Source organism: Phyllobacterium sp. P30BS-XVII (genome assembly GCF_014138335.1).
Classification (GTDB): Bacteria; Pseudomonadota; Alphaproteobacteria; order Rhizobiales; family Rhizobiaceae; genus Phyllobacterium; species Phyllobacterium meliloti.
On the sequence record NZ_JACGXO010000001.1, the window covers coordinates 770247 to 783572 of the forward strand.

Annotated in this window: 14 protein-coding genes; 7 read left to right on the forward strand and 7 right to left on the reverse strand. The window is 55.5% G+C overall.

The genetic code is table 11. The features are described from left to right. Positions 1–30: 30 nt before the first annotated feature. From tesB to FHW17_RS03835, 6 genes are all read left to right on the forward strand, one after another. Positions 31–900 carry an acyl-CoA thioesterase II gene (tesB, locus tag FHW17_RS03810; protein WP_112522857.1) on the forward strand — a complete coding sequence of 290 codons (870 nt, stop codon included), beginning with the start codon at positions 31–33 and terminating at the stop codon, positions 898–900. A gap of 253 nt (positions 901–1153) precedes the next feature. Further along, positions 1154–1492 carry a P-II family nitrogen regulator gene (locus FHW17_RS03815; RefSeq protein WP_091879505.1) on the forward strand — a complete coding sequence of 113 codons (339 nt, stop codon included), beginning with the start codon at positions 1154–1156 and terminating at the stop codon, positions 1490–1492. A gap of 26 nt (positions 1493–1518) precedes the next feature. Next, a complete protein-coding gene (locus FHW17_RS03820; protein ID WP_112522858.1) occupies positions 1519–2898 on the forward strand; it encodes an ammonium transporter in 1380 nt (459 codons plus the stop codon). A 463-nt stretch (positions 2899–3361) separates the two neighbouring features. After that, entirely contained in the window at positions 3362–5992 is a 2631-nt protein-coding gene (locus FHW17_RS03825; protein WP_112522859.1) for a DNA translocase FtsK, read from the forward strand. 210 nt (positions 5993–6202) lie between these two features. Continuing rightward, positions 6203–6871, forward strand: a complete 669-nt coding sequence (locus FHW17_RS03830) for an outer membrane lipoprotein carrier protein LolA (protein ID WP_112522860.1) — start codon at positions 6203–6205, stop codon at positions 6869–6871. A 124-nt stretch (positions 6872–6995) separates the two neighbouring features. Next, complete coding sequence (locus FHW17_RS03835; protein WP_112522861.1) at positions 6996–7802, forward strand: exodeoxyribonuclease III; 807 nt, start codon at positions 6996–6998, stop codon at positions 7800–7802. A 15-nt stretch (positions 7803–7817) separates the two neighbouring features. Here the strand turns inward: FHW17_RS03835 and FHW17_RS03840 are convergent, their stop codons facing one another. Together FHW17_RS03840 and FHW17_RS03845 are read right to left on the reverse strand one after the other, a co-directional pair. Further along, a complete protein-coding gene (locus FHW17_RS03840; RefSeq protein ID WP_112522862.1) occupies positions 7818–8276 on the reverse strand; it encodes a cyclic nucleotide-binding domain-containing protein in 459 nt (152 codons plus the stop codon). Positions 8277–8416: 140 nt separating this feature from the next. Further along, on the reverse strand, positions 8417–9100 hold the full coding sequence (locus FHW17_RS03845; RefSeq protein ID WP_112522863.1) for a response regulator transcription factor: 684 nt from the start codon (positions 9098–9100) through the stop codon (positions 8417–8419). A gap of 139 nt (positions 9101–9239) precedes the next feature. Between FHW17_RS03845 and FHW17_RS03850 the strand changes: the two genes are divergently transcribed. Then, complete coding sequence (locus FHW17_RS03850) at positions 9240–9764, forward strand: L,D-transpeptidase family protein (protein WP_112522864.1); 525 nt, start codon at positions 9240–9242, stop codon at positions 9762–9764. On the opposite strand, the gene FHW17_RS03855 is transcribed toward FHW17_RS03850, so the two are convergent. The 5 genes from FHW17_RS03855 to tsaD are packed head-to-tail and all read right to left on the reverse strand — an operon-like array spanning position 9761 to position 13310. Then, complete coding sequence (locus FHW17_RS03855; protein ID WP_112523110.1) at positions 9761–10432, reverse strand: methyltransferase; 672 nt, start codon at positions 10430–10432, stop codon at positions 9761–9763. The two genes, FHW17_RS03850 and FHW17_RS03855, sit on opposite strands and share 4 nt — an antisense overlap. A 57-nt stretch (positions 10433–10489) precedes the next feature. Beyond that, complete coding sequence (locus FHW17_RS03860; protein WP_112522865.1) at positions 10490–10918, reverse strand: EVE domain-containing protein; 429 nt, start codon at positions 10916–10918, stop codon at positions 10490–10492. 8 nt (positions 10919–10926) lie between these two features. Beyond that, a complete protein-coding gene (locus FHW17_RS03865) occupies positions 10927–11217 on the reverse strand; it encodes a YciI-like protein (RefSeq protein ID WP_112522866.1) in 291 nt (96 codons plus the stop codon). Between the two features lie 30 nt (positions 11218–11247). Further along, positions 11248–12234 carry an NAD(P)H-dependent glycerol-3-phosphate dehydrogenase gene (locus tag FHW17_RS03870; protein ID WP_112522867.1) on the reverse strand — a complete coding sequence of 329 codons (987 nt, stop codon included), beginning with the start codon at positions 12232–12234 and terminating at the stop codon, positions 11248–11250. Continuing rightward, positions 12231–13310, reverse strand: coding sequence for a tRNA (adenosine(37)-N6)-threonylcarbamoyltransferase complex transferase subunit TsaD (gene tsaD / locus FHW17_RS03875; RefSeq protein ID WP_112522868.1), 1080 nt, complete (start codon positions 13308–13310; stop codon positions 12231–12233). Before tsaD ends, FHW17_RS03870 begins: the two co-directional genes overlap by 4 nt. Positions 13311–13326 lie beyond the last annotated feature (16 nt).

The following is a 13326-nucleotide window of genomic DNA, read 5'->3' on the forward strand; positions in this document are numbered from 1 at the left end:
CCGACCGTAAGAACAGGAGTCGCGCCCATCATGTCTGATGCCATGAAAGAGCTTTTGTCCATACTCGACCTTGAGACACTTGAACACAACCTGTTTCGAGGTCGCAGTCCGCAAGTTGGCTGGCAAAGGGTTTTTGGCGGGCAGGTCATCGGTCAGGCACTGGTGGCAGCGCAACGCACGGTCGATCCTGAGCGCCATGTGCATTCATTGCATAGTTATTTCATGCGTGCGGGCGATCCAAAAGTACCGATTATCTATGAGGTCGACCGCATTCGGGACGGCTCGAGTTTCACCACCCGCCGTGTCGTGGCGATCCAGCACGGACATGCGATCTTTTCGCTCGAAGCTTCCTTTCAGATTGAGGAAAAAGGTCTCGAACATCAAAAGCCAATACCGCTCGATGTGCTAGAGCCGGAAAAACTGATGAGCGACAAGGACCTGAAGGAACAGTATCTGCAGAATGCACCGGCCAATGTGCGCAAATATTGGGAGCAGGACAGGCCCATCGAAATGAAGCCGCTGTCACTGACCCACTATTTTACCCGGGAAAAGTTGCCGCCGGAGCAGAATGTCTGGATCAAGGCAACGGGAGCGGTGCCGAATGACCGTGCTGTGCAGGCAGCGGTTCTGGCTTATCTCTCGGATATGACGCTGCTCGATACATCGCTTTACGCCCATGGCCGTTCGATTTTCGACAAGGATTTGCAGGTGGCAAGCCTTGACCACGCCATGTGGTTTCATCGCCCCTTCAATTTCGATGACTGGCTGCTTTATACGGCAGACAGTCCAAGCGCTGCGGGTGCGCGGGGCTTTAATCGAGGCGCTTTGTATAGCCGCGACGGCACTCTGATTGCCTCAACGGCGCAAGAAGGCCTAATTCGTGTGCATCCGTCCGAATGAAGGCTGGTTGCCTTGGTATAAATGCCTAATTTTTAATCACATTGCCGGATAACGCATTGTGCGCTGCCGAAGTGATAAAAATATCTTTATATAATCAATAAGTTAGTATTATTTTTCGAGTCTGGCACGGAACTTGAATACTCCTCACCAGTCACCAAGGGCCATCAAGGCTTAGGGGATGGGTTCAACGCGGATAGCTGCTGTTCGGGTAATTCCACCTGAAGGGTTCCGCGCTAGCGCAGGGGTATAGTCAATGAAAATTGTGATGGCCATCATCAAGCCGTTCAAGCTGGACGAAGTGCGCGAAGCACTTACCGCTGTCGGCATTCAGGGCCTGACCGTCACCGAGGTGAAGGGTTACGGCCGCCAGAAGGGACACACCGAGATTTATCGTGGCGCGGAATATGCCGTCAGCTTTCTTCCCAAACTGAAAGTGGAAGTGGCTGTGGCGTCAGAACTCGTCGACACCGCCGTTGAAGCCATCACCGCGGCTGCCAAAACCGGCCAGATCGGTGATGGAAAAATCTTCGTTCTCAGTATCGATCAGGCTGTCCGTATCCGTACGGGCGAAACTGACACTGATGCGCTTTGAGTCATTTGGGGTTTAAGGAGAAAATAATGAAAATTCCAACCAGTTTGACATCCGCGGTGCGCAGTACCCTTCTGGGTTCACTGGCGCTGACCGCATTCGGTTCGCTGGCCGCGCTTGCACAGGAAGCTGCGCCTGCTGTAGCGGATGCTGCCGCCGCTGCCGCGCCGACAGTCGACAAGGGTGACACCGCGTGGATGATGATTTCCAGCGTCCTCGTCCTGTTTATGATCGTTCCGGGCCTTGCCCTGTTCTATGGCGGCCTTGTCCGCGCCAAGAACGTGCTTTCCGTCCTGATGCAGTGTACCGGTATCGCTGCCGTCGTGATTGTTATCTGGGTCCTCTATGGATACTCCTTCGCCTTTGGTGGCGGCACCAGTCCCTATTGGGGCGGTCTTGGCAAGGTATTCCTTTCCGGCGTCACCAAAGATTCCGTGGCTGCGACCTTCACCAAGGGCGTCGGCATACCGGAATTCGTTTTCATCTGCTTCCAGATGACCTTTGCCGCGATTACACCGGCGCTGATCATCGGTGCCTTTGCTGAGCGCATTAAATTCTCGGCAACGATCCTGTTCGTCATTCTCTGGGTCACATTGGTGTACTTCCCGATTGCCCATATGGTCTGGGACCCGGCTGGTTTGATCATGAGTTGGGGTGCGCTTGATTTTGCGGGTGGTACAGTCGTTCATATCAATGCCGGTATTGCTGGTCTCGTTGGTGCTCTTATCATTGGCAAGCGCGCAGGTCTCGGTCGTGACATGATGGCTCCTCACTCTATGCCATTGACGATGATCGGGGCCTCGATCCTGTGGGTTGGCTGGTTCGGCTTTAACGCGGGTTCGGCACTTGAAGCCAACGGTCAGGCAACACTTGCCATGATCAATACATTTACGGCGACAGCCGGTGCGATCGTTGCCTGGGTTGTCATTGAAGCGCTTGCCCGCAAGACAGCTTCGATGCTGGGTGCTGCATCAGGTGTTGTTGCCGGTCTTGTTGCTGTAACACCAGCTGCCGGGACGATTGGTCCGGTCGGCGCGATCTTCCTTGGGGCTATCGCCAGCCTCATCTGCTACTACATGGTAGCCGTTGTGAAGCCGAAGCTTGGCTATGACGACAGTCTTGATGTCTTCGGCGTGCATGGCGTCGGGGGTATCATTGGGGCGATCGGAACGGGTATCTTCACCAGCACCACGCTTGGTGGTATCGGCTATGCCAGTGAAAGTATCACAATGGGCTCGCAGGTTTACGTGCAGATCAAGGCCGTGCTCCTCACGCTGGCTTGGAGCGGTATCGGCTCGTTCATCCTCTACAAGATCGTTGATGTTGTGGTTGGTCTGCGTCCGACAGCCGAAGCTGAATCCATTGGCCTCGACCTCACTTCACACGGTGAAGCCGCATACCATAATTAATATTTGGTCTATAGCCAGATTTAAGAGGGCCCGGTTTTCCGGGCCCTTTTTGTTGCAATAATGCGTGGGGGATGAGTGCCGTGCGTGCGTGGTTCGTGGTTCGACAAGCTCACCATGAGGCCCTTCGACAAGCTCAGGATGAGGGGAGCTGAATTCTGCAATGTTTGTGATTTGCAATCTTTATGATCTGAAATGTTTATGATCTGAAATGTGGGCGATTAGCGTTGCATCCTCACTCGCCCTCATGGTGAGCTTGTCGAACCACGAACCACGAACGAGCAACCACACCCGCGCAACGGCTTTCCCGGAGTGTGAATTTTCATAGCAAAATGACAACGATGAAGGGAATTTTGCTCAAGTCCGCCATGGTTAATGCCCCCTTAACCATCCGCACCGTAACGTGGGAATCGAATCTGCGGTTATTCACGACCGCCGTGCGTGCGTTTACTTAGGGCGAGATTTCATGCGTCAAGGATATTCAGCCTCCTATGCGATTGATGAAAACCGGCACGGGTTGACGACCCTCTTTCGCCGGCAGATACAGATTGTCTGGGGGTTGGCACTTTTCTGCTTTGTGGCCTTCGCCATTGGCAGTCTTGCAACCTGGAATGTCATCGATCCAAGTTTCAGCCACGCGACATCCAACCCGGTGCGCAATGCGCTTGGCTATGCGGGCGCCGTCTTTGCTGACCTTGGCATGCAATTCTTTGGCCTCTCGGCGCTGGTCGCTCTCATGCCCGCGCTATTCTGGGGCGGCCTGATGCTGACTGGCCGGGGTGTAGACCGCTTGCCGCGCCGGGCAATCGCCTGGTTCTGCGCTTCGCTCATGGCGGCGGCAATGGCTGGGTGCTTCAATATCCCCGCAAGCTGGCCTATGCCAATCGGCCTTGGCGGCGTCTTTGGCGATATGGTTCTCAAAATCCCAGCCATCTTCACCGGAACATTTCCGCGTGGTGGTCTCGCCATGATCCTTGTCGCGGTCCTTGCCCTGCCAACGCTGTGGATCTTCGGCTTTGCCTGCGGCCTGACCTATCGTGACAGCGAGCCAGTGGTGGCAAAGAAGTCCGGCCGTCAGGTGACGCGTGAAGAAGACTTTGACGACGAGGATGAAGATGACGAGGAAAGCGATGGTGGCAGCTGGCTGGCACTTGGAGCGCTCACCCATTGGTTCCTGAGCATAAAAGCCCTTTTCCGCCGCATCTTCGGCCGTAGTGCAGGCCTCTACAACAGTGCGCGCAGCATGACCGCCCGGCACAATGACGATGACAATATGTTCAACGACGCGCCGGTTGCGCGGCAGGATGGCACCCGCCGTGATCCGGGTTTTTATGACGAAGCGCCGCGTATCGAAGCGCCGTCCATTGACATTGGCAATGACGATTTTGATCGCGAGACCGATGACTACGACCCAATCGCTTTCAGTGAAGAGGACGAGGTTGACGACTGGGCACCGCAGGCAGCACCCGCCCGACCCAGTTCAGTGCCGGGTGCAAAGGTTCGTGTCGACACACCAGCACCCGCACCGAAGACCGGTGTTCGAGTGCAGCGTGAGGCGCAGACTTCCCTGATCAAATCTGACGCGTTTGAAATGCCGCCGCTGCATTTCCTCAGCGAGCCGAAGAATGTGGTTCGCAATCCGAGCCTGTCGAAGGAAGCGCTGGAGCAGAATGCGCGGCTGCTTGAGGGCGTGCTTGAGGATTTTGGTGTGCGCGGTGAAATCATCCACGTACGCCCGGGTCCGGTTGTCACGCTTTATGAACTTGAACCCGCACCGGGCATCAAATCCTCGCGTGTTATCACGCTTGCCGATGATATTGCCCGCTCAATGAGCGCTATTGCGGCGCGCGTCGCTGTCGTGCCGGGACGTAATGCCATTGGTATCGAATTGCCAAACCAGACGCGCGAAATGGTTTATTTGCGCGAATTGCTGGCAAGCCGGGATTTTGAACAGACCAAGACCAAGCTGGCGCTGGCGCTGGGCAAGACCATCAACGGTGAAGCCGTGATCGCTGACCTCGCCAAGATGCCGCATTTGCTCGTCGCCGGTACGACCGGTTCGGGTAAATCCGTTGCTATCAATACCATGATCCTGTCGCTGCTCTACCGGATGACGCCCGAGCAATGCCGCCTGATCATGATTGATCCGAAGATGCTGGAACTGTCTATTTATGACGGTATTCCGCATTTGTTGACCCCTGTTGTGACCGATCCGAAGAAGGCCGTCGTGGCGCTGAAGTGGACGGTCAAGGAGATGGAAGATCGCTACCGCAAGATGTCGAAGGTCAGTGTGCGTAACATTGACGGCTTCAATCAGCGGGTGGAACAGGCGCAGAAAAAGGGCGAGCGGATCGCACGCACCGTGCAGACTGGTTTTGACCGGGCAACAGGCGAGGCAGTTTACGAGACTGAAGAACTTGATTTGCAGCCCATGCCTTACATCGTTGTGATCATCGACGAAATGGCCGATCTGATGATGGTTGCCGGTAAGGATATTGAAGGCGCGGTGCAGCGTCTGGCGCAGATGGCGCGTGCCGCCGGTATCCACGTCATCATGGCAACCCAGCGTCCATCGGTTGACGTGATCACCGGTACAATCAAGGCCAACTTCCCGACGCGTATTTCCTTCCAGGTGACGTCCAAGATCGATTCGCGCACCATTTTGGGCGAGCAGGGCGGCGAACAGCTGCTTGGCATGGGTGACATGCTTTATATGGCCGGTGGCGGCCGCATCCAGCGTGTTCATGGTCCGTTTGTCGGTGATGATGAAGTTGAAAAAATCGTCAATCATCTGAAATTGCAGGGCGTGCCTGAATATCTCGATGCGATTACCGAAGAGGACGACGAGGATGATATGGGCGGTGGCCCAGCCGGAACGTCGAATCTCGAAGATTCGGATGATCCCTATGATCAGGCTGTTGCGGTGGTGCTTCGGGACAAAAAGGCCTCGACCAGCTATATCCAACGCCGCCTTGGCATCGGCTACAACCGTGCTGCTTCGATTATCGAGCGCATGGAACAGGAGGGGATTGTCGGTCCTGCCAATCATGCGGGCAAGCGCGACATTCTGGTGCCAACACAGGATGATGATTTCTAAGTGTTGTTACGTAACATTTTTGAATGTTCGTCCTGTAACAGGCCCTAACGAATGACTACATAACGGTCTGGGCATTGTTACGTAACCCGCTTGCAGGAGATGCGTGACAAATTTGAGGAACAAGTTGCGGTTTCCCGCCGTTTCTCGGCCATAGTCAGGTCAAACTGACCGGGTACAAAGCAAGAGAATAGCACAGGAGACAATATCACCATGACAACGACAAAAGCTTCGTTCCGCACGATTGGCACCTTTGCCCGGACATGTGCTGCGGCTTCCGTGGTTGGCATGGGGCTGCTTTTCGGTGCAACAGCAATTTCCGCTCAGGCGAACGCTCAGGCTGCGCCCGCCGCAATCAGCGGTGCGCAGCAGATTGCGAACCAGTTTTCCAGCGTCAAGACAATGACCGGTGATTTCGTGCAGTTTGGCCCGCGCGGTGAACAGACCGAAGGCACGTTCTATATCGAACGTCCGGGCAAGATCCGCTTTACCTACAACAAGCCATCGCCAATTCGCGTGATTTCCGATGGCGAATCAGTGGTCATCAACAATCGTAAGCTCGATACATGGGATCTCTATCCCCTGTCCAAGACACCGCTGAAGCTTCTCCTGGCCGATCAGATCAATCTGACCGGCGACCGGGTCAAATCGGTTAAGGAAGACCCGGATATGACAACGATTGTTCTCGGCGACAAATCGGTTTTCGGCAATTCAACCATCACGATGATGTTTGACCCGAAGACCTATGAGCTGCGTCAGTGGACAATCACTGATGCGCAGGGTCTCGACACGACTGTAATGATCACCAATGTCCGCAAGGATGTGAAATTCGCCAAGGACATGTTCACGATTGATTACACGCGCATTGCGATGAAGCGCTAATTCGATTCCCAAAGGCCGCTTTGCACCACCAATCGCGTGTGGACGAGCGGCCTTTCGGTTTTCAATCAATTCAAACATCGTCTAGTCTCGCGCCAGCCTCATCATACCGCGAGCTTGTCCCCCGATGCCTTTTTCCGTTGCCACCTGGAACATCAATTCCGTGCGCCTGCGCCTTGATCTGGTTCTGCAGTTTCTGCGGGACTATCAACCCGATGTGCTGTGCCTGCAGGAAACGAAATGTCCTGATGAACTTTTCCCGCGTGAAGCCTTTCACATGGCTGGCTATGAGCATATCGAGATCAGTGGCCAGAAGGGCTATCATGGTGTTGCAACGATTTCGCGGCGACCGCTAACGGAGCCTGCGCGGGTGGGTTTCTGCAATATTGCCGATTGCCGTCACCTGAGTACAATCGTCACTGCCGGCTCAAAGCGGCTGCGTATTCATAATTTCTATGTGCCGGCGGGCGGTGATGAGCCCGACCCGGCCATCAATCCGAAATTTGCGCATAAGCTTGGCTTTCTCGAAGAAATGAAGGCGATGAATGCCGTCTATGGCGACGGCCATGCGTCGCTGCTCGTGGGCGATCTGAATATCGCGCCGCTTGAGACGGATGTCTGGTCACACAAGCAGTTGCTGAAGGTGGTCAGCCACACGCCGATCGAGACGGAGACCTTTGAGGCGCTGCGCAAGAATGGTGGATGGAGCGATCTGATGCGCCATTATATTCCGCCGCACGAGAAGATTTATACATGGTGGAGTTATCGCGCCGCCGACTGGGCCGCGGCTGACCGCGGCCGCCGTCTTGATCACATCTGGGGATCGCCCGATCTGGAGAGCGATCTGGCCAGCATCACTATCCTGCGGGAAGCGCGTGGCTGGGACCGCCCGTCCGATCACGTTCCGGTCATCGCCCGTTTCAATCTGGATTAAGGGTGGGGTTGGCGATTACCGCTCGCCGAACAGGTGCTCATATTTGCTGATTGCTGCAATCATATCGTTGAGATCGGCGGAAATCTGCGTGTGCAGGGCAGCGGCAATCTCGGGATATTCCTCGAGAATGCGCCGGAACAGGGAGCGGTTGAGACGGATGACCTCGGTTTCCGTATCTGCCATAGCGCTGGTGAGGCGTTTGGTCTGGGCAATAATTGCCATTTCGCCTAAAACTGCACCGGGTCCGACACTCTTAAGCACCACACGCCCGCTCTGGCCCTCCCGAAACAGCGAGATTGCCCCCCGGTCGATGACATAGGCGCAATCGGCCGATTGACCTTCGCGGTAAAGCTCGCGGCCTTCCCTTAAAACGAGACGCTCTGTTCCGAAGGCAAGCAGGCGCAGCTGGTCACGGGTGAATGTCCCGAACAGCCCCACCGTCTCCAGAATGCGAATATCATCTTCAATTGCCATGCAAGAACAGACATATACCTAGATTGACCGCACGCATAACCCCAAAAAATCCCCTGTGGTTTTTGGCAAGGATTGTGCGCAAATCAGAAGTCTTACTGCGCCCTTATGCGCCAAAAAGGCGAAAGGCGCAGTAACCGGCATCAAGGAATGAGTTTGTATCCCCCGCTTTCCGTAACAAGTATGCTCGAATTCGACGGATCGTGCTCGATTTTTTGGCGCAACCGGTAAACATGCGTTTCCAGCGTATGTGTCGTAACGCCTGAGTTGTAGCCCCAGACCTCTTCCAGAAGCACGTCGCGTGTGATGACCTTGCCGCCCGCACGGTAGAGATATTTGATGATGGCGACTTCTTTTTCCGTCAGCCTGATCTTGCCGCCCTTGGCGTCAATCAGCATTTTCTGACCGGGTTTGAAGGTGTAGGGACCGACGACAAAGGTCGCGTCTTCACTCTGCTCGTGCTGGCGCAGCTGTGCGCGAATGCGGGCAAGCAGCACAGCGAAGCGGAATGGCTTGGTGACATAGTCATTTGCGCCTGATTCGAGGCCAAGAATCGTATCCGAATCAGTATCATGCCCGGTCAGCATGATGACGGGAGCCTTGAATCCGCCCTTGCGCAGAAGCTTCACCGCTTCACGCCCGTCCATATCAGGCAGGCCGACATCCATGATCAGGAGATCAACGACACCATTGCGTGCCGATTGGATACCCTTGGTTGCATTATCTTCCTGAATGATCTGGAATTCTTCATAGAGGCTCAACTGCTCAACCAGGATGGCGCGAAGATCAGTATCATCATCGACGATAAGAATGGTGCGTGCTGTCATATGGTTTCCCGCCCAGTGGAAAGAAGTGATTGGAATTTAAGTCGAATTGTTCCGGAAAGAAAGGGTACCGGCTTGATATTGCTTATGCGGCGCATCAGTCTGACACAAAAATGCTTTTTATGAGGCAAGCGTGAGTCGCATGACGTTGAAAATGATTGATGTTCGCCGAAAACCCGGCCACCGCAGCCGCGGGCAGCTGATTGCAGGCCAAATGGTGCTGCACTGTGCTTTGGGCAAAGGTGGCATCTCGGCATTCAAGCGGGAAGGGGACGGGGCGACGCCTTTGGCACGCATGCGTTTGCTTTATGGTTTCAAGCGACCGGACAAGCGGGTGATTGCACCAACAAGCCTTAACCTGCGTGCGCTGCGCCGGAATGACGGCTGGTGTGAGGTGGGTGATGACCGCAATTATAACCGCAAGGTGCGTATCCCCTATGGTGCCAGCCACGAAACCATGTGGCGCAAAGATAATCTTTATGATGTCTGCATTGTCATGGACTGGAATATCAGGCCAAGGCGGCGTTCCGGCGGTAGCGCCATCTTCTTTCATCTGGCACGGCCCGGCTATACCCACACGGAAGGTTGTATAGCCCTGAACCGACGTGACATGGACCGGTTGCTCCCCTTTCTGTCGGCAGAAACGGTCATACGGGTCTTGCGTTAAGCGGTAGGGCTGCTTCGAAACCGCCAGACTGTTGTGCGCTTCACTTCCGAATCTTCGAGAATTCGCGTCACGGGTACTGAGTATACGGCCAGTTCTTCCGTTAAATTTTTCGGGAAGTATGAGCGTCCGGGATCGCCAACCACGACGTTCGCACCGCGTGCTGCTAGCGCCGTAAACCACGGGATCAGGCGGTCTGCCAGCGGCTTTTCATAAAAGACATCGCCTGCCAGAATCACATCCCAACCATGATCTGTGTCGATCAAATCATGAATGAGCGTCTCCACCGCAACATTGTTGGCCTTGGCATTGAGGTTGATGGCTGGGCGGGTAAAGGGGTCGATATCACAGGACGTAACGCGTGCTGCACCTGCAATAGCTGCGGCTATGCCGACAAGACCGGAGCCGGAGGCAAAATCCAGAACAGTTCTGTGCTTCACTACATCAGGATGATCAAGCACATAGCGCGCAATGCCCTGACCACCGGCCCATGCAAATGCCCAGAAGGGCGGCGGCAGACCTATGGTTGCCAGCTCCTCTTCCGTCTTGTGCCAGAGATCGTGGGCTTCATCGGCGAGATGAAGCTTTATTTCTGGCACATGCGGCGGCGACTGCAGCATGGTATTGGCAAGGACAAAGCGGCGGTAGCGTTCACTGTCGGGATCAAGCACCTGCTCATCCATGACAGAAGACTCTGGCACGACAAAAGACTCTGGCATGACAGGCAATCATTGGGGGGCGGGAACAAGCCCGGCCATGCGGCAAACTTCTTCCCACTCATCCGGCATGACCGGCTGCACGGAAAGGCGCATGGATGTCACCAAGGCCATTTTTTCCAGCTTCGGGTTTGCCTTGACGTCCTTGAGTGTTACCGGCTTTGGAATGTCCATGACCGCACGGATGTCGACGCATTCCCAGCGGAGATCATCGGTGGTCGAATCATGATGCACCAAGGCACAGACCTCGACAATGCCAACAACCTCAAGACCTTCATTGGAATGGTAGAAGAAGCCCTTATCGCCAAGCTGCATGGCCCGCATATTGTTGCGGGCGAGATAGTTGCGCACGCCGGTCCATTCGGTGCCCTTTTTGCCCGCTTCTTTCTGCTTATCCCAGGACCATGCGTCGGGTTCAGATTTGAAAAGCCAGAATGCCATGTTTGATCCTATTTATTATCCGGATTCTTGATTGCCCAGTTCCACGGGCGGATGTCGACTGATGCGAACAGGCCTGCTTTGGCATAGGGATCGCCCGCAGCAATGTCCGTTGCACCGGCAAGATCAGCCGCTTCAATGACGACAAGGCTGCCATTTGGCTTGGAATCGTCACCGAGGAAAGGTCCGGCGAATTTCAGGCGATCACCAAGGCCGTTCAGATAATCGAGATGCGCGGCGCGGGTGTCGAGACGTACCTGCAGATGATCGGGCTTATCGTTGCAAAGTAGAGCATAGAGCATGCGGTTTCTCCGGTGCGGACAATCAGATTTCTAATCTTCGTTTTTCAGCGGCCGTGCAAGAAGGGCCTCAACAGCTTCATCGATGGTAATGCTGCGATCCAGAATCCGGACAACGGTTTCGATGATGGGTGCTTCGATATTATGTCTGGCGGCTAGTTCCGCAGCAATCACGGCTGTTGCCACGCCTTCCGCCAGTGGCCTGCCGGTCAGATCTTCGCCCCGGCCGAGTGCAATACCATAGGAATAGTTGCGCGATTGCGCGGTTGAGCAGGAAAGAAGCAGATCGCCGAGACCGGAAAGACCCATGATCGTTTCCGGGCGAGCGCCAAGCGCCTGTCCGATACGGCGCAGTTCGACGAAACCGCGCGTGACGAGAGCGGCCTGCGCACTGGCGCCAAAACCCCTGCCGATAGCGGCACCGGCGGCAATGGCGAGCACGTTTTTCAGCGAACCGCCAATTTCAACACCGACAAGATCATCCGTCGAGTAGCAGCGAAATGTCGGGCCTGAAAGTGCAAGTGCGATACGATCAGCCACAGTCTGGCTTTCGGCGGCAACCGTAACGGCAGTTGGCAGGCCGCGGGCCACGTCGCTGGCAAAACTTGGACCCGACAGGGCCGCCAATACCTGATCCGGGATGATCTTCCTGACCAGACTGGACATGAGAAGTCCGCTTTTTCGATCAATACCTTTGGCGCAGATGATCAGCGGCACAGAAGCGGGGATCAATGGTTTCAATTCTTCGAGAGCGCCCGCCATCGCTTGCGCCGGAATGACACAGAGGATGAAATCGCAGTCGGCAAGCACGTCGCTTGTCTGCGTGCTGGCGATCAAGGATGGTGAGAGATCAATGCCGGGCAAATAGGCTTCATTGCGATGATGGGTGTTGATGGATGCGACGATTGCGGGGTCGCGGGCATAAAGGCGCACACGATGGCCATTTTGTGCCGCCATGGAGCCGAGTGCTGTACCCCACGCGCCGCCGCCAAGCACAGCGATATTGTGCAGGGAATTCATGCCTTGGCTCCACGGCGTCCGGCGCCGATGAGGGGTGCGGATTGCATGTCCAGTGGCCAGCGCGAGCGCGGTGCGATATCGAGCGAATCAGCAGTCATCTGATCCGCCCGTTCCGCACCGGCCCAGGCGATCATTGCCGCATTGTCGGTGCAAAGGGTCATTGGCGGAGCGATGAAGCGGAACCCATTGCCTGTACATAGATCTTGCAGGCAGGCGCGCAACACCTTGTTGGCAGCAACGCCGCCCGCAACGACCAGTGCCGGTTCCTTGACCTCGGGGAAAGTCGCACGAAACCGTGCAAGCGAGCGGGATACGCGATCATTCAGTGTATCGGCCACGGCGTCCTGAAACGCAGCGCAGATATCGTTGACATCCGCTTGTGATAGCGGCTCAAGCGTCGTTGCCAACTGGCGCACGGCTGTCTTGAGGCCGGAAAACGAGAAATCCAGTCTCTCTTCACCCTTGAGCGGCCTTGGCAGTGAGAAGCGGCTGGAATCGCCAAGAAGCGCAGCTTTTTCAACCTCGGGTCCGCCAGGGTAAGGAAGGCCAAGCAGCTTTGCGGTCTTGTCAAAGGCTTCGCCCAAAGCGTCATCAATGGTCGTACCGAGCCGCTCATAGTCACCAAGACCTTTGACCAGAACCATTTGGGTATGGCCACCGGAAACCAGCAAAAGCAGATAGGGAAAATCGATCTGGTCGGTCAAACGCGGTGTCAGTGCGTGGCCTTCGAGATGATTAATGGCGTAAAAGGGTTTTTGCGCGGCCATGGCAATGGCCTTGCCGGTCATCAGGCCGACGATCAATCCGCCAATCAGGCCGGGGCCAGCGGTTGCTGCTACCGCATCCACATCGTCAAGTGTTATCTCGGCTTCGTGCAGGGCTTGTCCGATCAGGCGGTCAAGCACTTCGACATGGGCGCGTGCGGCAATTTCCGGCACCACGCCGCCATAGGGCGCATGGTCGTCAATCTGGCTCAGAACCACATTGGAGAGAATGCGGCCATGACCATCGCTGTTGCGTTCGACAACCGCAGCAGCCGTCTCGTCACAGCTCGTTTCTATACCCAAAACACGCATTGATGACCCTGACATC

Bases quoted from the DNA above. Each gene is read 5' to 3' on its own strand.
- tesB (WP_112522857.1), top strand. From the start codon at position 31: ATGTCTGATGCCATGAAAGAGCTTTTGTCCATACTCGACCTTGAGACA.
- FHW17_RS03815 (WP_091879505.1), top strand. From the start codon at position 1,154: ATGAAAATTGTGATGGCCATCATCAAGCCGTTCAAGCTGGACGAAGTG.
- FHW17_RS03820 (WP_112522858.1), top strand. From the start codon at position 1,519: ATGAAAATTCCAACCAGTTTGACATCCGCGGTGCGCAGTACCCTTCTG.
- FHW17_RS03825 (WP_112522859.1), top strand. From the start codon at position 3,362: ATGCGTCAAGGATATTCAGCCTCCTATGCGATTGATGAAAACCGGCAC.
- FHW17_RS03830 (WP_112522860.1), top strand. From the start codon at position 6,203: ATGACAACGACAAAAGCTTCGTTCCGCACGATTGGCACCTTTGCCCGG.
- FHW17_RS03835 (WP_112522861.1), top strand. From the start codon at position 6,996: ATGCCTTTTTCCGTTGCCACCTGGAACATCAATTCCGTGCGCCTGCGC.
- FHW17_RS03840 (WP_112522862.1), bottom strand. From the start codon at position 8,276: ATGGCAATTGAAGATGATATTCGCATTCTGGAGACGGTGGGGCTGTTC.
- FHW17_RS03845 (WP_112522863.1), bottom strand. From the start codon at position 9,100: ATGACAGCACGCACCATTCTTATCGTCGATGATGATACTGATCTTCGC.
- FHW17_RS03850 (WP_112522864.1), top strand. From the start codon at position 9,240: ATGACGTTGAAAATGATTGATGTTCGCCGAAAACCCGGCCACCGCAGC.
- FHW17_RS03860 (WP_112522865.1), bottom strand. From the start codon at position 10,918: ATGGCATTCTGGCTTTTCAAATCTGAACCCGACGCATGGTCCTGGGAT.
- FHW17_RS03865 (WP_112522866.1), bottom strand. From the start codon at position 11,217: ATGCTCTATGCTCTACTTTGCAACGATAAGCCCGATCATCTGCAGGTA.
- FHW17_RS03870 (WP_112522867.1), bottom strand. From the start codon at position 12,234: ATGAATTCCCTGCACAATATCGCTGTGCTTGGCGGCGGCGCGTGGGGT.
- tsaD (WP_112522868.1), bottom strand. From the start codon at position 13,310: ATGCGTGTTTTGGGTATAGAAACGAGCTGTGACGAGACGGCTGCTGCG.